We start from the raw sequence: 18,352 nt of genomic DNA on the forward strand, positions 1-18,352 counted from the left end.
ACTGCGGATAGCTGGCGGCTACGCCGGAGGCATAAGCCTGTGCTCCGAAGTGCTGACGATTCTCTGGGGTATCCGAGGTACGCAGCGTACTGCCATCAATCGCGTAGCGGGCCAATCCGCGCCAGCTTCTTCCCTGCTGATGCCGCTCATCCCAAACCAGCGCGCTGAGCCCGAAGAGTTGGGCCAACGGTTCCTCGCCGAGGCGCTGCCGCGCCTGGGTCAAGGCGCTCTTGGCAATCTCTGGATTGACCGCGTCAGGCAGCACCAGATCGAGATGAGCGACGACCTCCGGGATGGGCTGATGCCGGTACATAGCCAACGCAATGACCAGCCAGACGACCTGTTCGGCCGGCAATCTACGTCGGCGCACGCTGGCTTTGCCGGTCACTGCAAGCGCGTGGGCGATCCATGCCGGGTCAATTTGCTGAGAAAGTGCAGAGAAATCAGGGTGTTTATGAGCCTTGCTTACCATCTTGACCAACGTGAGGGAGTCAACCTGGCCGGAATATGAGCAAGATTCGCACCATGAAAAATGCCGTTCACTTGCTTAAGTGAACGGCATTACCCCGTTTGGGGCGCTTTGTGTTTGGACGGGTAGCGGCTGGCTGTTACAGGGTCGGATAGTCTGTATAGCCCTTCGCGCCGCCACCGTAGAAGGTGTCCGGGTCCGGAGTGTTCAGCTCAGCGTCGTTGGTCAGGCGTTTCACCAGGTCCGGGTTGGCGATGTAGGTGCGGCCGAAGGCGGCAGCATCGATCAGTCCGGCGGCGATCAGGCCCTCGGCCTTGATGCCGGTATAGCCGCCCGCCGCGACGATCACGCCCGGGAAGCGGGCGCGCAGCGCTTGGCGGAACTCGGTGCTGTACGCCGGGCCGCCGGCCCAGTCTGGTTCGGACACGTGGAGGAAGGCGATGCCGCGTTTGGCGATTTCGTCGACCAGATAGTAGGCGGTCTCTTCCTGGCCGACGTCGGACAGGCCGTTGAACACGCCCAGCGGCGAGATGCGGATGCCGACGTGATCGGCGTCCCACTCGGCGATCACCGCGTCGAGCACTTCCAGCGTCAGACGAGCGCGGTTCTCGACACTGCCGCCGTACTGGTCGGTGCGCAGGTTCGCTTCTGGCGACAGAAACTGATTGAGCAGGTAGCCGTGGGCTGCATGGATCTCGACGAAGTCAAAGCCGGCACGGCGGGCGTTGTCAGTGGCGCGGCGGTAGTCCTCGATCAGGTCGTCCAGCTCCGACAGCTCCAGCGCGCGCGGGGTCGAGGTCGGTTCGCGCACCAGCTCGCCCTGTTCGTTGCGGATGGTGGTACGGGTGTCGGCGGCAATCGCCGACGGCGCTTCCGGCGCCTGGCCGTCCGGCTGCAGGCTGGTGTGCGAGATGCGGCCGACGTGCCACAACTGCAGCGCGATGCGGCCACCGTTGGCGTGCACCGCATCGGTGACCACCTTCCAGGCCTGCACCTGTTCCTCACTGTAGATGCCTGGGGCGCCGGCGTAGCCCTTGCCCTGCGGCGAGATCTGCGTCGCCTCGGCGATGATCAGGCCGGCGCTGGCGCGCTGCGCATAGTATTCGGCCATCAGCGGCACGGTGGGCACGTCGCCCGGCTCGATGCTGCGCAGTCGGGTCAGCGGCGCCATCAGCACGCGGTTGGGCAGCGTCACGGTGCCCACGTTGAGTGGGGAGAGCAGTTTATCCAGCGCCATCATGCTTCCTTTCGAATAGACCGGTCGTCTCTAAAAATGCGTCGATAAAAGCCCGTGCGGACACGGGCGGTCAGGTAAGGGATTGCCCCCGGATTACAGAGCCGGCAGGCGTTGTTCAGTATCGGCACGCGCCGCTTCCAGCGGCGCCAGGGTTCGGCCGACCTTGGCGCGCAGCGCGGCGCCGAGCCAGGTCGAGTACAGTGCTTCGGCCAACTTGGCCGGTTCGGCTACCGGTGTCAGCGAGCCGTCGGCCATGCCGGCCTCGATCGCGGCGGCGATGCGGCTGACGATGTGCGCCATGCCGTTGTCGAGCGCGGCACGCATCGGCTCGGACAGATCGCACACCTCGGCGGCCAGCTTCACTGCCAGGCAGCTGCCGTGGCGCTCGGTGTCACAGGCGCTGGTCACCCACTGCTCGAAATAGTCGAGCAGCTTGGTGCGCATCGGGCCGGCTTCATGGTTGAAGCGCGTGTCCATGCGCAGGTCGTACTCGTCGAAATAGCGGGTCAGCAGTGCCTCGCCGAAGGCTTCCTTCGACTTGAAATAGTGGTAGAACGAGCCCTTCGGGACCCCGGCGGTCGACAGCAGTTCGGCTAGGCCAAGGGCGGTGAAGCCGCGGCCGAGGATCAGCAGCTCGCCAACGGCGAGGATGTGTTCGCGGGTATCGGGGTGGGTAGCAGGCTTGTTCATGGTCAGAATAGTAATAGACCAGTCGGTCTAGCGCAAGAAGTCAATGAATAACCACAAGAATAACATGACTATTCCCTGGCACGGCCCTGGCCGGCGGTGCGCTCGGCGGCCTGTCCCCGCGCACCTGGTTGCTCGCCAGCTGCAGCTGGCAACATCGATCCTGCCGTTGTGACCTCTCCACCTTTGCTAGGGGGCGTAGTGTCGACCGTCCGTCGGCAGGCCGCCGTCAGTGTCCGTTCAAGGCTGCCGAAACAAGGTACTTCAAGGGAGCCGCATGGCTGCCTGGCCGGCAGTGCAATGGGCAGGTGGCGTCTTAATCGCGGGGCATGCAGTTTGCAAGTGGGCCGGTGTGATGCCCATTGCCTGTCATGACGCATGCGCGCGCGGTGACGCCCGATCGTCACCCGGTTTACAATGTCGCCACAAGCGCCGCACAGAGCGCACCGTATCCACGCCGATACCACCCGGAAAGACCCCTCAGAGAACCCAAGGAAGACCATAGATGAGCACCATCCGTCAGGAAGACTTCGTCCAGAGCATCGCCGATGCATTCCAGTACATCAGCTACTACCACCCGGTGGACTACATCAAGGCGCTGAGCGAAGCGTATGAGAAGGAAGAAAGCCCGGCGGCCAAGGACGCCATGGCGCAGATCCTGATCAACAGCCGCATGTGCGCCGAAGGCCACCGTCCGATCTGCCAGGATACCGGCATCGCCGTGGTGTTCCTGAAGGTCGGCATGAACGTGCGCTGGGACGCCACCCTGTCGGTGCAGGACATGGTCAACGAGGGGGTGCGCCGCGCGTACAACCACCCGGACAACAAGCTGCGCGCCTCGGTGCTGCTCGATCCGGCCGGCAAGCGTCAGAACTCCAAGGACAACACCCCGGCCGTGGTGCACTACGAGATCGTGCCGGGCGACGAGGTGGAAGTGATCTGCGCGGCCAAGGGCGGCGGCTCTGAGAACAAGTCGAAGATGGTGATGCTCAACCCGTCGGACAGCATCGTTGACTGGGTGCTGAAGACCGTGCCGACCATGGGCGCCGGCTGGTGTCCGCCGGGCATCCTCGGCATCGGTATCGGCGGCACGCCGGAGAAGGCGATGCTGCTGGCCAAGGAATCGCTGATGGCACCGGCCGACATTCACCTGGTGCGCGAGAAGAAGGCACGCGGTGAGACGCTGACCCGCGCCGAAGAGCTGCGCCTGGAGCTGATCGAGAAGGTCAACGCGCTGGGCATCGGCGCTCAGGGCTTGGGCGGCCTGACCACCGTGCTCGACGTGAAGGTGCTCGACTACCCGACCCACGCGGCCAGCCTGCCGGTGGCAATGATCCCGAACTGCGCGGCCACCCGCCACGTGCACTTCCACCTCGACGGCAACGGCCCGGTCAAGCTGACCCCGCCGAGCCTAGACGACTGGCCGAAGATCACCTATGACAGCTCCAAGGGCAAGCGCGTCAATCTCGACGCGATCACCCCGGAAGAAGTCGCCAGCTGGCAGCCGGGCGACGTGCTGCTGCTCAACGGCAAGATCCTCACCGGCCGCGACGCCGCGCACAAGCGCATGATCGACATGCTGAACAAGGGCGAGAAGCTGCCGGTTGACTTCACCAACCGCTTCATCTACTACGTCGGCCCGGTCGACCCGGTCGGTGACGAAGTGGTTGGCCCGGCCGGCCCGACCACTGCGACCCGCATGGACAAGTTCACCCGCCAGATGCTCGAGCAGACCGGTCTGCTCGGCATGATCGGCAAGGCCGAGCGCGGCCCGGTGGCGATCGACGCAATCCGCGACAACAAGGCGGTGTACCTGATGGCAGTGGGCGGTTCGGCCTACCTGGTGTCCAAGGCGATCAAGGCATCCAAGGTGGTCGCGTTCGAGGACCTGGGCATGGAAGCGATCTACGAGTTCGACGTGCAGGACATGCCGGTGACGGTGGCGGTCGACTCCTGTGGCGTGTCGGTGCACAACACCGGCCCGGCCGAATGGCGCGATCGCATCGCCAAGATCACCATCAACGTGGCCTGATCGTCAGCCAAACGGTCCGCCGATGGCAAAAAGCCGGTCTCATTGAGAAGGCCGGCTTTTTTCATGGGCACGGCGCAGAGCCGGTCTGGCATCGGGGTGCCCGTGCCGCCTGTCGCCAGGCTGATTTACAGCGACGGTCCCGGCCAGTATAAAGGGCGCATTTCCATTTACTCTTGTCATCCGCCATGCGCTCAATCTATGAAATTGCCGCCGACCTGTTCCTGTACAGCCCCGAGGGCAAAAGCTCCGGCATGAACCGCGAGCAGGTGATCGCAATGCTGCGCGCCCGCTGGCCGGACGAGGCCGAATTCCGAGCCTACATGGACAAGCAGACCCGCCAGGCTGCGAGCGAGAAACAGCAGCTCGCGCCGAAGAAGCTTCACTGAGTACTACATCCAGACAGGCCAGCCCATGTGGCTGGCCTGTCGTCGTTTCAGGAATGAGGATTACTGCGCCGGGGTGATCTCAACGCGGCGCGCCTCCTTGTCGTTGCCAGCGCCGGTGACGCTCTGTGGCGGCTTCATATGGATCTTGTCGTCGGCAAGGCCCGCCGCCAACAGGGCGTCCTTCACCGCCAGCGCGCGCTTCTTGGCCAGCTCCTCGTTGGCGTGCAGATCGCCGGTCTTGTCGGTGTAGCCGGTCACATCGACGCCGCCCCCCGCAGACTTGGCCGCGTCGACCGCCGACTTGATCGCCTGCTGCCCGTCGGCATCGATATCGGCTTGGCCGGTGGCGAAGTAGACCTTGGCCGGCCCGGCGGTGCTGCTAGCGGGGGCCGAGTCAGTGCTCGCCATCGGTGCCGACGCGGTGCCGGCGGGCGCGCTGGCCGCTGTCGCCGCGCTGCTGCCGGCCGAGGCGGTCTCGTCTACCGTCGGCGTCGCTTTTTCTGCCGTGGGTTTCGTGTTCAGGAGCGGAAACGCGGCTAGTGCTACCAAGATGAGCAGGAGCCACGGCCACCAGCGGCGCGGCTTGCTGCTTGCCTCGGCGACGACCGTGCTCACCGGCTCCGACACCTTTGCGGCCACCGCCTTGGCCCTTGCCTCCGCGTCTTGTGCCGCTTCGCTGAACTTGCCGGTCAGGCTACCGAGAAACGCCGTCGCGCTGCCAAAGCCGAGCATACTGGTCAACTGCGGGTTTAGCGCGCCAAGCAGCGTGTCGTGTTGCTCGCTCAGCAGCCGTGAGAGCCCACCGGCGTCGAGCTTGTTCTCACCGACTACCTTCTTGACCACGGAAAAGATCGCCGGCGTGACCAGTGTCAGCAGGCCACCGGACACCTCGCGGCTGATGTCGCCTCCCGAGGCCAGTGTGATCTGTTCTCCAGCATGGCCTGACACCGCATGACCGATGCCGCTGACCGACGAGACGGCGTCAGTGAGCGCGTCGATCTTGTCGCCGAACAGTTGGTTCAGCAGGCCATGACCGATCTGTTGCAGTTCGTCGCGGCTTTCCGGCGTAGCCAGTTGTTTGCCGAACTGTTCGGGCAGATGGATATCGGTCGGGACGCTGTCTAGCGCGGAGAGCAGGCCTTGAGCGCCTTCGGGCGTCGCGCCTTCCTGGGCAATGCCACCCAGTACTGCTGGCACCAGGGTCGAGATGCCCTTGCCGATCTTGCCGACGTCTTCGCCAAACAGGGAACTCACCAGCTGGACGAAATCGTCGCCAAGCGCACCGCTTGTCAACTCAAGCAGATTGATGCTCATCCTTTTCCTCCGTGCCCATTACCAGGCCAGCGCCGTCCGTAAAAAGATCGTGAACAGGCTCTTAATAACCGCTATCAGGCTGTGGCCTGCTCAGGCGCAGTATAGGCATTGTTTCTCTATTTATTGTTTTTGCATCGGGCGCCGGCCGGTCGCAAAGGGGCATGGGGCAAGGAAAGCGCCGAAAATCTGCCGTGATGGCTGGAATGCCATATGCGTAAAAAACGCGCTACGATGGTGTGATAGTCAAGGTCGAAGAGCAATCATGAGCCAGTCCATCGAGCTGGCCGCACCGTTCGAAGCCGAGCGGGTCGCCACAGTGCTGCGACAAGCGGCCGACTGGCTGATTGCGTCGGGTCGGGGCCATCTATCTAGAGCGTTAAGACCCCGCCCAGTTAAGAGGGCATTCTGCGGCGCAAGAAAAGGGGGCGAGAGACGGGTAGCGTGCCGGGGCCGAATCCTTCACCATGGCGTGTTGCCACATGCCGTTTCATCGCGATGCCTATTGCCTCCCGCTCCCAGTTGTCCAAGGACGTCATCCAATCCATGCCGCCCTATCCGGGCTTGCCGCTTGCCGCCGTGCACGTGGTCAGCGATGCGGTCATGCTCGCCAGCGCCTGCCGGGCTCTGAGCGCCGCCGGCACCATCGGCTTCGATACCGAGTCGCGTCCCACCTTCCGCAAGGGGGAGGAGTCGACCGGCCCCCATCTGATCCAGTTCGCCAGCCATGAGCGCGCCTGGCTGATCCCGGTGGCACTGCTGAGTGACGTTGCGCCGTTGAAGGCGCTGCTCGAATCACCGGCCATCGCCAAGGTGGGCTTCGATCTGAAATCGGACACCCGCCGCTTGCGAGACAAGCTCGGCATCGAGTGCGCTGGCCTCGTCGACGTCGGGGACCTGTGTCGCGAGGAAGACGAACGCCACACTGTCGGGGCGGTCCAGGCGGTGGCACGGGTGTTCGGTCAACATTTCCGCAAGTCGAAACGGGTGTCGACCTCCAATTGGGGCTGCACCGTGCTGACCGATGCGCAGCAGCTCTATGCCGCTAACGACGCCCATGTCGCACTGCAAGTCTACTTGGCGTTGCAACACGCCGGTCGGCTCCCGCTACGTTAAGAGTCGCCAGGCCGCCGCCCTGCGATGGTGTTCCGGCCTCGCCACAACGCTTGTGATTGAGTGCAAGCGCGATTGGCGAGTTTGAAGCCGGACTGTAGCGTTCCTTCAAGCCCTTTATGTTGCCTTTCCACGACGGTTCCCATCTGGTGTTGGTTATGTGCATCAATGCCGGAAATTGGCAAATAGGCCGATGGATGCCTCGATTGCCACTATAGCTGGTGCCAACCGCTTAACAGGGGTGAGCATGTGCATGAATCCATTTCAATGGTATTGCATATGTCTCAGCCGGATCTTCTTGAATAGTGCAAAAAACATTCTTAGACCGAAATGGTGTCTTGGTCATAGATGCCACAGTTGAGCCCCGCCGCTGCTGGGGTTGCCGCCGGCTGTGGGTGTCGGGACACAACACAAGATCCTGCCCACCCTGACGTGGCCTGGTTGCAGCACGGCTGGTAGCGAGCGGGCCACGGTTTCGACATAGGGAGTGAATCATGCAAAAGCGCATCAAGATTGCATTGCTACTGGCAGGGCTGGCGAGCGTGCCGGCAGCGATGGCGGCGTCGACCGACGAGCCGTGGTATGTCGGCGGTAAGGTGGGCTGGTCGAATTGGAGCAACCAGCGCTATAGCGACGCCATCCAGAATCCGTACGACGTGAACAAGGACACGGTGGGCGGTGGCGTGTTCCTCGGCTACCAGATCAACCAGTGGCTGGGCATCGAGGGTGGTTACGACTACTTCGACAAGCTCAAGTACAGCGCCACCAACCTGGCGGAGCGCCAGGACTTCAAAGGGGAGGGCATCCAGCTCACCGCCAAGCTCGGCATGCCGATTGCAGAGGGCCTCGATCTCTACACCCGCCTGGGCGGCATGGGCACGCGTGGCAAGGGTCTCGGCGAATCCAAGGACGTGTTTTCGCCGCTGGCGGCGCTGGGCCTGGAGTACCAGTTCAACCGCAACTGGGCGACTCGCTTCGAATACCAGTGGACCGGCAACCTCGGCGACAAGGACAAGGTGGGGCTGAAGACCGACAACAACCTGGTCAGCGTGGGCCTGCTCTACAAGTTCGGCGGCGCGCCGGCGCCAGTGCCGGTCGCCGCACCGGCGCCGACCCCTGCGCCGGCACCGGCCGCAGTGGCCCCGCACGAGTACAACCTGAGCTCCGATGTGCTGTTCGACTTCAACAAGGCAACGCTGAAGCCGAGCGGGCAGACCGCACTGGCTGAGCTGATGCATCAGCTGCAGGCCGAAACGTCGAGGGAGGCGAACATCACCGTGGTCGGCCATGCCGACCGGCTCGGTTCCGAGAAGTACAATCTCGGCCTGTCCCGACGCCGTGCCCAGACCGTGGCGAACTACCTGATCGGCCACGGTATCCCAGCCAACCAAGTCAGCGTTGAAGGCGTCGGCGAGTCTGAGCCGGTCACCGGCAGCCAGTGCGACGGTATCAAGAAGCGCGCGCAGCTCATCAATTGCCTGGCTCCGGATCGTCGCGTGGTGGTGAAGGTGAGCGGGCAACCGAAGCCGCAGTAAGCTGGACTGGCAACGTCGGAACCGCCTGGGGCCTGGCCGAAAGCGTCGTGAGTGCTTTCGGCCAATTCATTCAAAGCGTTGTAGGGCGGCGACTGAGCCGTCGCGCCGCAGGGTACCGGCCGTCGCATTTATATGCAAACTGGTCGGGACATCTCCGCGGTTTTCTTCTAGTATTTATTTAGTGAATTGACGAATTATGCCGTCAGTTATCACTCTGGCGCATTGCCTGGAGCGTGTGATGTGTCGGCCCGCGACGGTCGGAAACGGCGTTACGCGCTGTGGTTTTTGTTGTGCTCGACGTTTCCGAGGCAGTACTGATGGGCTACAAGATATCTTTCGCAGCGGGGGCCAGGGCGTTTCCCAATTCTCATCCGATCGAATACAACAAAATTGCGCTGGTGTGCGAAGGCGGCGGACAGCGGGGCATCTTCACCGCTGGACTGCTGGACGAGTTCCTCCATGCGGATTTCTTCCCGTTTCATCTGATGATCGGCTCCTCGGCCGGGGCACAGAACCTGTCGGCTTACGCCTGCGGACAGAAAGGCTATGGCCGCCACGTTATCACCCGTTTCACCACCTCGCCGGAGTTCTTCAACCCGCTACGTTTTCTGCGTGGCGGCCATCTGATCGATCTGGACTGGTTGGTTGAGGCGACCTCGCGCGAGTTTCCTCTCGACATGGCGCGGGCACGGCAACGCTTGGTTGGCCGAGAGCTGTTGCTGTGCGCCTGCCGCAGCGACGACTTCCAGCCGGTTTATTTTCCCGCCATCGAGACCGACTGGCTCGAGGCGATCAAGGCGTCGAGTGCCATCCCTCTGTTCTATCGCAATGGCGTCGAACTGGACGGGGTGCGATATCTCGACGGTGGGGTACGCGATGCGATCCCGGTGCGCGAAGCCTACCGGCGCGGCGCGGACCTGATCGTGGTCATCCGTACCACACCATCCGGTTTCGACGAGCCGCCGCCTTGGCGCCGGGGCATGCAGCGCCTGTTGGCGCAAAGCAGGCTCAAGCTGGTGGTCGACGTGGTGGAAAGCCACGAGTCGAGCTATCTCGCCACCCAGGCCTTCATCGATCAGCCGCCGGCCGCGCTGCGCATTCTGGAGATCGCCCCGAGCACGCCCTTGGCCAGCAAGATCCTGGGCAGTTCGGCCGAGGCATTGAGCCGTGACTACCGGATAGGTCGTCTGTACGGTCGCCGTTTCGTGAAGCATGTCGCCCCGCTCTTGCGACAGCGCAAGGACCTCGCCTCCGTGCAGTCCACCGACAGTCTGGTGGTCTGAACGCCGCGTGTTTTCTCTTTTCTGTCCGGTAGCGTCATCTTGCCGATCTGAACCGTGCCGAGCGGGGGCAAGGTGGTCGGCCGCTTGCTTGCCACTCACTCCCCCTCCAAGTCATAGCGCGTTTCGCAACGGTTCCGGCTGCTCAGTCCTGGTGACGCTCCAGGTCGGACAGCAGGATGTTCAGCGCTACGCTAGAAGTCTTCAATTCCCACAACGACAACGCCAACGACGCGATCATGCAGATCAGGCTCACCCCGAAAGTCATTTCGGCCAGCTGGTGCGCGCCGACGTAGATCTCGAACATTGCCAGGACGCACAGGAACAGGCTCAACACCCCTGCTCCCTGCATCCATTGGATCAGCAGGATGCGCTGGCGTAGTGAACCGATCTGCTTGAGCAGGTTGCTGCTCGGGCGGGTCTGATGGTCGTCGTAGAGGCGGCGCACGATCGCGGCCAGGCCGAGATAGCGATTGGTGTAAGCAAGGAGTAGCAGCGAGACGGCGGGAAACAGCAGGGCGGGGGTTGTCAGCGACAGTTCGTTCATCACAAGGGGGCTTAGAGCCAGTTCAAAGTCTTTTTGCGGCTGCTGCCGACCCCGGCAGGATGCAGCACTAGGAGAGCGTGCGGGCCGCAGCAATGCGGCCGAGGGTTGTACTGGCAGGGGCTAGGTGTTCTCGTCGATGTAAACATCGGTACCGATAGGGCTGTGATCGAACAGTTCGATCACGTCGTCGCTCTTCATGCGAACACAGCCGAGCGAGCTTGGGGTACCGAACGGTACGTGGGCACCGGCGCCGTGAATGTAGATGAAACGCTCAAAGCTGTCGACGTCCCCTCCCTGATTCAGGCCTGGCTGCATGCCGCACAGCCACAAGATTCGGGTCAGGATCCAGTCCTTGTTCGGGTACTGCTGATGTAGTGCCTCGGTGTATTTCCACGGCGTCACGGTCTGCCGAAAGATGATCGTATCCTTTTCGGCGCCATCGCCAATTTTCTCGCAAACACGGTGCCAGCCGCGCGGCGTCTGATAGCTGTTCTTTTGCTCGCCGACACCGAGTTTGGCGGTTGAAACGAGATACTGCCGTTCAGGCAGGCCGTATTCGTCGTAATAGGTCAGTGTCTGGCTCTTGACCCCGATCAGCAGCCAAGGCTTACCGTAGCTGAACGGATTGGGGTGGGTCGGCGTCAATGGTGCTGCGCTCTGCTGGGCCTGTAGCCAGGCGGCAATGGCAAGAGGATCGTAGTTCGGGGCCGCGAATGCGGTAAACGGCAAGGCAAGCAGGCCGGCAAGGATAAGCCGGCAGCCAATGAGTGATCGCATAGGGGGACTTGTACAGAGTGACGGTAGCGAGATGCTGCTTCCAGTATTGCCGATTCATCGGCGGACGTGGACGGAAGATACCAGGCTGGGCCGGCAGGGTGCGATTCATTCCGCGGCCTGTTGGCGACGACTACGGAAGAACTCACTCAACTGTTTGCTGCAGCGTTCTGCCGCTACTCCACCGAACACTGCGGTGTGTGGATTGAGTTGTCGATTGGCGAACAGGTCAAGTTGGCTGCCTGCTGCACCGGTCTTCGGCTCGCTGGCGCCGTACAACACCCGGTCTAACCGTGCCATCACGATGGCACCCGCGCACATCGGACAGGGTTCGAGCGTGACGTACAGATCGCAGCCGCTTAGCCGGTAGTTGTCGAGGGTAGCCGCCGCTTCGCGCAGCGCCAGCATCTCGGCGTGTGCCGACGGGTCGCGTCGGCCAATCGGCTGATTATAGCCACGACCGATGATCGCTCCCTGATAGACCACCACCGCGCCGACCGGTACTTCGCCCCCCCTTGCTCCCTGTTCGGCCAAGGCCAGCGCTTCGTCCATATAGCGGAGCTGCTCGCCCTGTGGCGGTACCAGTCGTATCGGCGGGTGTGCGCGTAGCGCGTGGCGTAACAGCGCCCGGTCGTGATCGGTCAACTGTTGCCAGTGCAGGCCGCGTTCGGCCGCTGCCAGTGCGAACAATAATCGCTCGGTGATGGTCTTTCCTGCTGCCTTCAGGAGCAGATAGGTACTGACGGCACCGGCGGCGGCGAGCTGTTCACGGCTGGCGATGCCGAGTTCGGCCAGTGCCGCGATGGCGCTGGGCGGCAGAGGGGGAGAGGTCAGCGGCGTCATGGCGAGATTATAACGTCACCGTCCATGAGCAGAGTGCAGACGGCAAAGGGGCGGGCAATCAGCGGTGCGACCAGATACGCCGGGCGGCCCGCCAGATGATGAGAGCACGGCTGGTATTGCGCAGCAGGCTGCGCAAACGACGGCTTGGCATCAGCGCTGCCAGCACGCCGCTCAGAAGGCGCCAGGTGCCGGCTTCCTTCCAGGCATCGACACCGTCGGCGACATTGGCCAGCGGCCGCTGCCATAGTTTCAGTTCCATGCGTAGCTTGACCCGCAGCGCTTCGCCCTTCATGAGCAGTAGCTCTTTCTTGAGGGCGCGCTCGTGAGGGGTCATGACGATCCCTTTTCGTTAAGGATTTCCCAGTCCTTGCGCACCTCATTGAGCGTAACCGAGAACGGTGCTGGTTGACTGTGCAGACGACGGCGCATCCGGTACAGGGCAAACGTGCCACCTAACAGAAAGACCACTGCCAAGAGGCCTAGCACCAGGGCGCGCCAAGGTTCTGGCGACAGCACCATGATGAAAAGCAGTAGCGCCTGCAGGCCTACCAGGAACGCGATCAAGGCGGCAACGCCGGTCAGCACGTCAAAGAGCAGTGCTTCCTTTTGCTCTTGAGCCTCCAGACCGAACAGTTCGGCACGGGTTAACAACAGCGAGACCAAGCCGCCCAAGATCGAGCGGAGCGAGCCTGGGCGGGGTTGTTGGGCATTGTCAGTCATGCAGAGATCAGCGACGAGAGATCAGTACACCAAGCAGCAGCCCAACGCCGGCGGCGATGCCGATCGACTTCCACGGGTTGTCGTGCACGTACTGGTCGGTCGCCTTGGCGGCGACCTTGGCCTTGCCGACGACAAGTTGTTCGGCGTCTTGGAGTCGGTCCTTGGCGAGCTTGAGGTTTTCCGCAACCTTCAGACGCAGCGCGCGGGCTTTGTCACTGCCCTCGTCACCAGCGGTAGACAACAGGTCTTCTGTGCTGGACAGCACCTGACGGACGTCTTGCAACAGCCGTTCTTTCTCGGCTTCGAATGCATGATCGGACATGGGACCTCCTTCGTGGTTGAGACAACAAGAGGACTTGCAGCGGGCTTGCTATTGAAAAGGCTGCCCGGCCATCGCGAGTGGTATGTCGATGAGGGTGACGCTGGCAACGCAGCAGACCCGTTTGACAGGGCCTTCGCTGCCAACAGCCCGCCGACCAATGGCTGGCCTCCGTCACTCCCTCGCTCGCTGATCCTTACCCTAACAGGCTGGTATGACAGGCGTCAAACCACCGTGGTCTGCCGCAGGCCATTTGGAAAAACGGCTCTTTATATGCTTTTGGTATTGCAAAAGTCTATTGTAGACAACATAAATTCGCTTGTCGTAGGTAATACCAGTTGCAGTTTTGTGACGTATTTGCAACATGTGTTTTTTTGTTGTCATCGAGTTATATGTATTTTATTTGTAGATTTTTGTATGAAAATCATCTAGTTACAAATAATTTTTTTGTAACGTAATGTTATTGTTAGCACAGAATATAAAAATACCACTTTGTTTTTCGCATGCTACCAATTTCTGCAGTGCTACTGGCTTTTTGACAGTGTTTCAGATGATTTGCAAACTCTTTCCCCACGTGCTTGCCACTTTATAAATTCCATCGGACAAAACCCGATTGGAATAATTCAAAGGCACTGCTGCGTTACATCAAAAAAAGCTTGCCTATATACAGAGGGAAATAATGAAAAAGCTGAAACTCGTTGCTGCGCTGCTTGCTGCTGCTCCATTGCTGTCGCACGCCGATGCCACCATTTATGGCTCTATCCGTACCGGTATGGATTGGTTCAAAGATGCTCATACCAATCAATCGAGCATGGGCGTCGACGACTATTCCAGCCGTATTGGCTTTAAGGGTAACGAAGACCTGGGGAGCGGTCTGAAGGCGATCTGGCAGGTTGAGAACGGCTTTGACAGCTCTGGCAAGGGCGGTACTGGTTCTGCCTCCGGTACCTTCGCCAACCGTACCACCTTCGTTGGCCTGCAAGGCGACTTCGGTAAGGTCCGCCTCGGCTACCTGGACGACGTGACCTCCGAAACGGAAGCCACCGACATCTGGTACGACGCGCGCCGCAGCGGCCTTGCTTTCCCGCTGTATGAAGGCAACGATCTGATCGGCGCCTTCGGTGACGGCCGCTTCAAGAACTCGATCCGCTACGACACCCCGGACCTCGCCGGTTTCAGCGGCATCCTGCAGTATGGCTTTGACGAAACCGCTCCTGCAGGGCAGCCGAAGGCAGGCCAGTGGGGGGCCCGTCTTGCCTATACCTACTCGGGTTTCTTTGGTGCTTACGCCTACCAAGCCAAGTTCAACCAGGGTAGCAACCATGGTCAGACTGCCTCGATCAACCGGATTGAAGGCGGTTACGACGCCAACAACCTGTATCTGGCTGCAACCTACAACTGGAACAAGTCGTTCGGCGATGCTACGGGTCTGGGCATCGGCAGCACCGACACCGCTGCGGAGCTAAAGAGCGAAACCTGGGCGGTGACGGCGTCTTACGACATTGGCGCCTTCAAGCCGAAGCTGACCTACTCGCAGTACAAGAGCCCGAAGGTCGATGGCCAGGAAGTTGACTGGGGCCGCAAGCAGGTTGCCGTTGGCCTTGACTACTCGCTGTCCAAGCGCACGCTGCTGGGCGTTCAGTACGCTCAGATCAAGAATGACCATGGCTACCAAGTGGCTAACGGTGATAAAGGCGACAAGTCGAGCAGCGCTGGCGTTTACCTGAAGCACAACTTCTAAGTCGCTTTCATCGCGCGATTTCCATCATTCAGTCATTAAGCCGCTGGGAACCCAGCGGCTTTTTTTTGCATCATCTAATGTCGAAACAAGAATAATAGTTCTAAAAATAAAATGTTTTGTCATATCTATTTTCGGTGTTGAAATGCCGAGATTAGAAATGATCGCATTGCTTATTTCCTACCTGCTGCTAGCAAAAAAGCAAGGGTTATTTCCGGGATAAGAAACCGTTTTGTGCGATCAATAATAATTGCTCATTGTGTATAACTGACTTTTATTGATTTGAGGCTGATGGAGAAATGGAGCCTCTATGTCAATAAAACACATTGTGCTAAAAACAAAACAGCCCCGGCGAGGCCGGGGCTGTTGATGGTAAGAACTAGGAAAGGGGTGTTGCCGCTTATTCCCACTCGATCGTTGCCGGCGGCTTGCCGGACACGTCGTAGACCACGCGGTTGATGCCGCGCACTTCGTTGATGATGCGGTTGGACACGCGGCCGAGCAGGGTGTGGGGATGCTGTTAGCGATTGTATTTAAAGGGTTTTGTTGGGTTTTCCTGTCCGGGGTTTTTACACCATTTACGTGTTGACCGGCCTGTGACCGTCGTTACGGAGGTAATGATGGCGGCAATCAGGCAAAGAAGTGGCAAGTGGCAGGCCCGGGTGACCGTGGCGGGTCAGGAGGTCTGCAAGACATTCCTATATAAAGCAGATGCGGCGCGCTGGGCGCGCGAACAGCAGATCGAGATGGAGAGGGCCATCGCCCATGGCTGTGCCGGCTACGCAACGCTGGCGATGGTGATCAAGCGTTACCTGGCCGAAGTGCTGCCGGGTCGGCGTGGGCGCACTCAGGATCAGTATCTCGTGCGGCGCTTCCTGCAGATGCCATGTGCTGAACTCGCCATCAGCAAGGTGCAGGCCGAGCATATTGCTGCCATGCGCGATCAGCGATTGAAGGAAGTTTCATCCGGATCGGTGCGGCGCGAACTGGACCTGCTGTCGTCCATCTTCAGCCATGCGGTCAAGGAGTGGCGCCTGTGCCGCGAGAACCCAGTGCTGTCGATCAAGAAGCCGGCACCGGGTCGGGCCCGGCAGCGGCGCTTGCTGCCGGGTGAGCTGGAGCGGGCCATGCAGGCCAGCCAATCGCCAGATTTTACGGCGATCATCACGTTGGCGCTGGAGACCGCGATGCGACGCAGCGAACTTCTGCAGTTGCGCTGGGACAACATCGATCTCCAGCGCCGGGTGGCCTACCTGCCACTGACCAAGAACGGTGAGTCGCGCTATGTGCCGTTAAGTCGCCGGGCGCTCGAGATCCTGCAACAGTTGCCGCGCCGGGCTGACGGCAAGGTGTTTGCCAAGAACGGCACTTCACTCAGCGGCGCGTTTCAGCGCGCTGTGGCACGGGCGCGGCGGCTCTATGAGGAAGAGTGTGCCCGGGATGGTCAGCCTGCCGATCCAAAGTATCTGATAGACCTGCGATTGCACGATCTGCGCCATGCCGCGACGACACGTCTGGTAGAGCATGGCCTGAGCATCATCGAGGTGTCGGCGATTACCGGGCACAAGACCCTGTCCATGCTAAAGCGCTACAGTCATCCCGATCCGGAACGTTTGGCCGCCAAGCTGGATTGAGCATGTTGGAAGAAGGCGCCAGCTGATGCCGAATTGGACTCATGCTCGAGCTTGCTGAAAGCAGCTACAGGCAAGCTCGAGCATGAGGGCGAAGTCCTTGTCCACGGGTTCTGGTGAGGCTAATTCTTGCGCCTATTGGTCAGCAACTTGCCGCGGCCAACTACGGCCCGAACGTGTCCTGACTTGCCGCGATGGCAATGGGGTGAAAAAACTCGCGAAACCTACATGGGGTCGATGGTTAGAGGGTTGGGTTGACTGCTCGGGTGATGAACGGTCCGCGGTGCCCTTTCCGTGCTCTAGCAAATCGATCACCGGCTTGCCGTCATCGCCACGAGCGACAACTTCTGCGACCGCCCTGAGGGGAGGGCGAACTACGCACGTTGCAGTCGCTCGTGACGCAGGTCAAGTGTATTTGGCCTGGTGTTCGACAGTTGTGAATACGTCGTGAACGTCGGCCTGTGCACTGCGGCCGAGAGGGTGTTCGACCTCAGTGTGGAGCCCTCTGCCTTCTATTTCAGATAGCCGCACAGCGGCGGCCTGACATCATGGTCCTGGCTGGTGCAACGTGCTCAACCGTGGGCACAGAAGCCTTCAACGAGGCAGATGCCGGTCTGGACGGGTATCCAGAACGTGCTTGTCATCGAACTCAAAAGGGGAGTCCGCCATCGGTCGCGACGGGCCGGGTAAGTGGCTCTGTCCAGGATGTCCTCGGTAGCGGCGCTATGGAGAGGGCATGTCCCAAGGACTCATTGTCGGACGCTCGGTCGGCGCCCAGGGCATGAGCGAATTGGAAAGACGATGGGCTACTCCGCAGTCACATCCAAACGCCGGCTTATGGACTTCTGACCCATGAGAAGCACCTGCGCTTTCTCGTCCCAACGGCAAGATTCCGCCCCATGTATGAGGACGAGGCAAGGGCCGAGTTGTCCGACAAGATCATGAAGGCATGGCGAGCCGGACAGATCTGGATCTACCGGCTTGGAGCGGCAGGTAGGAAGCCACGCGTTGGCGCCTCGCTAGTGCCGGCCCGCAGGCGCGCCGTCAAGTGCTGGGCACGCGGGTCCCCGAATCCACCGCGCTGCACTACAGGCGGGGCTCCACATCGGGTCCGAGGACTGAGTAACCGTCTTCGAAGCCAAGCGCCAGAAGTGAGCTGTCCCAGGGCTTGTCGGTTTTGACCATGGCGTTGAGCGTGGTCAGTTGCCTGTAGCAAGCCGGTTGAATCTGCTGAAGTGCTCGTGCACATGCTCGACCATCTGGCCTTCGATGCCGTCCGGTTGCGCCTTGGCGGCAGCGATGATGGTCTCGATGCTCGGGTGCAGGCCCGCAGGCAGATTTGCAGCCGCAGGCGCTCGCTGTGGAGTCTGGTCAGCCACTGACGTCGGCGCGTGGCCAACGCAGCGAGCCATTGCTGCTGCTCGTTGGCTGCAGGATGCCGGAAGCGGGCCAAGTCCTCGCGCCGTGCCAGCCCCACCGCCATCTCTGCCAGCCTGCGCGCGTCCCTTGTGCCGGTCCTGGCCAGGCGTCCCATGGAGTTGGCGAAGTCCGCGTCTGGCGCGGGTTGACCACCGCCTCCGGCAAGTCTGCAGCGTGCAAGCCTGCCTCGTCTCGTAGCCGCCGATGGCCACCATGACCACCAGCGCAACTCGCAGCGGCTGCCAGGCTGCCGTCGGAGCTGAGTGCGCATCGGCGTTGTTATCGAGCCGTGAACCTTGAACTTGGCGTTC

The 18,352-nt window shown here is 61.1% G+C and carries 18 protein-coding genes and 1 pseudogene; 7 read left to right on the forward strand and 12 right to left on the reverse strand.

Going from position 1 to position 18,352, the window contains the following annotated elements:
* The 3 genes from QU481_RS11210 to QU481_RS11220 all read right to left on the reverse strand — a co-directional run.
* Nucleotides 1–472: transposase domain-containing protein (locus QU481_RS11210; RefSeq protein WP_289830079.1), on the reverse strand; the 472-nt coding region annotated here is incomplete at its 3' end.
* Between the two features lie 136 nt (nucleotides 473–608).
* Complete coding sequence (locus tag QU481_RS11215; protein WP_289830080.1) at nucleotides 609–1,706, reverse strand: alkene reductase; 1,098 nt, start codon at nucleotides 1,704–1,706, stop codon at nucleotides 609–611.
* Between the two features lie 93 nt (nucleotides 1,707–1,799).
* Nucleotides 1,800–2,396, reverse strand: coding sequence for a TetR/AcrR family transcriptional regulator (locus QU481_RS11220; RefSeq protein ID WP_289830081.1), 597 nt, complete (start codon nucleotides 2,394–2,396; stop codon nucleotides 1,800–1,802).
* Between the two features lie 502 nt (nucleotides 2,397–2,898).
* Between QU481_RS11220 and QU481_RS11225 the strand changes: the two genes are divergently transcribed.
* Both QU481_RS11225 and QU481_RS11230 read left to right on the forward strand, forming a co-directional pair.
* Nucleotides 2,899–4,425 (forward strand): fumarate hydratase, encoded by a 1,527-nt coding sequence (locus QU481_RS11225; protein ID WP_289830082.1) that lies wholly within the window; start codon nucleotides 2,899–2,901, stop codon nucleotides 4,423–4,425.
* A 185-nt stretch (nucleotides 4,426–4,610) separates the two neighbouring features.
* Complete coding sequence (locus QU481_RS11230) at nucleotides 4,611–4,811, forward strand: hypothetical protein (protein ID WP_289830083.1); 201 nt, start codon at nucleotides 4,611–4,613, stop codon at nucleotides 4,809–4,811.
* Nucleotides 4,812–4,871: 60 nt separating this feature from the next.
* Here QU481_RS11230 and QU481_RS11235 read toward each other — a convergent pair whose 3' ends face one another.
* Complete coding sequence (locus QU481_RS11235) at nucleotides 4,872–6,125, reverse strand: OmpA family protein (RefSeq protein WP_289830084.1); 1,254 nt, start codon at nucleotides 6,123–6,125, stop codon at nucleotides 4,872–4,874.
* A gap of 543 nt (nucleotides 6,126–6,668) precedes the next feature.
* On the opposite strand from QU481_RS11235, the gene QU481_RS11240 reads away from it, so the two are divergent.
* The 3 genes from QU481_RS11240 to QU481_RS11250 all read left to right on the forward strand — a co-directional run bounded on the left by QU481_RS11240 (nucleotide 6,669) and on the right by QU481_RS11250 (nucleotide 10,053).
* Nucleotides 6,669–7,238, forward strand: coding sequence for a 3'-5' exonuclease (locus tag QU481_RS11240; protein ID WP_289830085.1), 570 nt, complete (start codon nucleotides 6,669–6,671; stop codon nucleotides 7,236–7,238).
* A gap of 491 nt (nucleotides 7,239–7,729) precedes the next feature.
* Nucleotides 7,730–8,770, forward strand: coding sequence for a porin OmpA (gene ompA, locus QU481_RS11245; RefSeq protein ID WP_289830086.1), 1,041 nt, complete (start codon nucleotides 7,730–7,732; stop codon nucleotides 8,768–8,770).
* A 290-nt stretch (nucleotides 8,771–9,060) separates the two neighbouring features.
* Nucleotides 9,061–10,053, forward strand: coding sequence for a patatin-like phospholipase family protein (locus QU481_RS11250; protein ID WP_289830087.1), 993 nt, complete (start codon nucleotides 9,061–9,063; stop codon nucleotides 10,051–10,053).
* 142 nt (nucleotides 10,054–10,195) lie between these two features.
* On the opposite strand, the gene QU481_RS11255 is transcribed toward QU481_RS11250, so the two are convergent.
* The 6 genes from QU481_RS11255 to QU481_RS11280 form a co-directional block, all read right to left on the reverse strand.
* Nucleotides 10,196–10,597 (reverse strand): DUF2721 domain-containing protein, encoded by a 402-nt coding sequence (locus QU481_RS11255; protein WP_289830088.1) that lies wholly within the window; start codon nucleotides 10,595–10,597, stop codon nucleotides 10,196–10,198.
* A 120-nt stretch (nucleotides 10,598–10,717) separates the two neighbouring features.
* Nucleotides 10,718–11,374 (reverse strand): L,D-transpeptidase, encoded by a 657-nt coding sequence (locus QU481_RS11260; protein WP_289830089.1) that lies wholly within the window; start codon nucleotides 11,372–11,374, stop codon nucleotides 10,718–10,720.
* A gap of 105 nt (nucleotides 11,375–11,479) precedes the next feature.
* On the reverse strand, nucleotides 11,480–12,214 hold the full coding sequence (tadA, locus tag QU481_RS11265) for a tRNA adenosine(34) deaminase TadA (protein WP_289830090.1): 735 nt from the start codon (nucleotides 12,212–12,214) through the stop codon (nucleotides 11,480–11,482).
* Nucleotides 12,215–12,272: 58 nt separating this feature from the next.
* Complete coding sequence (locus QU481_RS11270; protein ID WP_289830092.1) at nucleotides 12,273–12,548, reverse strand: hypothetical protein; 276 nt, start codon at nucleotides 12,546–12,548, stop codon at nucleotides 12,273–12,275.
* Complete coding sequence (locus QU481_RS11275) at nucleotides 12,545–12,934, reverse strand: phage holin family protein (RefSeq protein ID WP_289830094.1); 390 nt, start codon at nucleotides 12,932–12,934, stop codon at nucleotides 12,545–12,547. Before QU481_RS11275 ends, QU481_RS11270 begins: the two co-directional genes overlap by 4 nt.
* Nucleotides 12,935–12,941: 7 nt before the next feature.
* Entirely contained in the window at nucleotides 12,942–13,256 is a 315-nt protein-coding gene (locus QU481_RS11280) for an ElaB/YgaM/YqjD family protein (protein WP_289830095.1), read from the reverse strand.
* Between the two features lie 676 nt (nucleotides 13,257–13,932).
* Here QU481_RS11280 and QU481_RS11285 point away from each other — a divergent pair.
* Nucleotides 13,933–14,994: a porin gene (locus QU481_RS11285; RefSeq protein WP_289830096.1), complete on the forward strand. Its 1,062-nt coding sequence runs from the start codon at nucleotides 13,933–13,935 to the stop codon at nucleotides 14,992–14,994.
* Nucleotides 14,995–15,391: 397 nt separating this feature from the next.
* Here QU481_RS11285 and QU481_RS11290 read toward each other — a convergent pair.
* Nucleotides 15,392–15,505, reverse strand: a pseudogene (locus QU481_RS11290) (GMP synthase (glutamine-hydrolyzing)); the annotation flags it as partial.
* Between the two features lie 103 nt (nucleotides 15,506–15,608).
* On the opposite strand from QU481_RS11290, the gene QU481_RS11295 reads away from it, so the two are divergent.
* Complete coding sequence (locus QU481_RS11295) at nucleotides 15,609–16,625, forward strand: tyrosine-type recombinase/integrase (protein ID WP_289830097.1); 1,017 nt, start codon at nucleotides 15,609–15,611, stop codon at nucleotides 16,623–16,625.
* Nucleotides 16,626–17,821: 1,196 nt separating this feature from the next.
* Here the strand turns inward: QU481_RS11295 and QU481_RS11300 are convergent.
* Nucleotides 17,822–18,034 (reverse strand): hypothetical protein, encoded by a 213-nt coding sequence (locus QU481_RS11300; RefSeq protein ID WP_289830098.1) that lies wholly within the window; start codon nucleotides 18,032–18,034, stop codon nucleotides 17,822–17,824.
* Nucleotides 18,035–18,352 lie beyond the last annotated feature (318 nt).

The organism is Crenobacter oryzisoli, assembly GCF_030385785.1.
GTDB classification, from domain to species: domain Bacteria; phylum Pseudomonadota; class Gammaproteobacteria; order Burkholderiales; family Chromobacteriaceae; genus Crenobacter_A; species Crenobacter_A oryzisoli.

Bases quoted from the DNA above. Each gene is read 5' to 3' on its own strand.
- QU481_RS11215 (WP_289830080.1), bottom strand. From the start codon at position 1,706: ATGGCGCTGGATAAACTGCTCTCCCCACTCAACGTGGGCACCGTGACG.
- QU481_RS11220 (WP_289830081.1), bottom strand. From the start codon at position 2,396: ATGAACAAGCCTGCTACCCACCCCGATACCCGCGAACACATCCTCGCC.
- QU481_RS11225 (WP_289830082.1), top strand. From the start codon at position 2,899: ATGAGCACCATCCGTCAGGAAGACTTCGTCCAGAGCATCGCCGATGCA.
- QU481_RS11230 (WP_289830083.1), top strand. From the start codon at position 4,611: ATGCGCTCAATCTATGAAATTGCCGCCGACCTGTTCCTGTACAGCCCC.
- QU481_RS11235 (WP_289830084.1), bottom strand. From the start codon at position 6,125: ATGAGCATCAATCTGCTTGAGTTGACAAGCGGTGCGCTTGGCGACGAT.
- QU481_RS11240 (WP_289830085.1), top strand. From the start codon at position 6,669: ATGCCGCCCTATCCGGGCTTGCCGCTTGCCGCCGTGCACGTGGTCAGC.
- ompA (WP_289830086.1), top strand. From the start codon at position 7,730: ATGCAAAAGCGCATCAAGATTGCATTGCTACTGGCAGGGCTGGCGAGC.
- QU481_RS11255 (WP_289830088.1), bottom strand. From the start codon at position 10,597: ATGAACGAACTGTCGCTGACAACCCCCGCCCTGCTGTTTCCCGCCGTC.
- QU481_RS11260 (WP_289830089.1), bottom strand. From the start codon at position 11,374: ATGCGATCACTCATTGGCTGCCGGCTTATCCTTGCCGGCCTGCTTGCC.
- tadA (WP_289830090.1), bottom strand. From the start codon at position 12,214: ATGACGCCGCTGACCTCTCCCCCTCTGCCGCCCAGCGCCATCGCGGCA.
- QU481_RS11270 (WP_289830092.1), bottom strand. From the start codon at position 12,548: ATGACCCCTCACGAGCGCGCCCTCAAGAAAGAGCTACTGCTCATGAAG.
- QU481_RS11275 (WP_289830094.1), bottom strand. From the start codon at position 12,934: ATGACTGACAATGCCCAACAACCCCGCCCAGGCTCGCTCCGCTCGATC.
- QU481_RS11280 (WP_289830095.1), bottom strand. From the start codon at position 13,256: ATGTCCGATCATGCATTCGAAGCCGAGAAAGAACGGCTGTTGCAAGAC.
- QU481_RS11285 (WP_289830096.1), top strand. From the start codon at position 13,933: ATGAAAAAGCTGAAACTCGTTGCTGCGCTGCTTGCTGCTGCTCCATTG.
- QU481_RS11295 (WP_289830097.1), top strand. From the start codon at position 15,609: ATGATGGCGGCAATCAGGCAAAGAAGTGGCAAGTGGCAGGCCCGGGTG.
- QU481_RS11300 (WP_289830098.1), bottom strand. From the start codon at position 18,034: ATGGCTCGCTGCGTTGGCCACGCGCCGACGTCAGTGGCTGACCAGACT.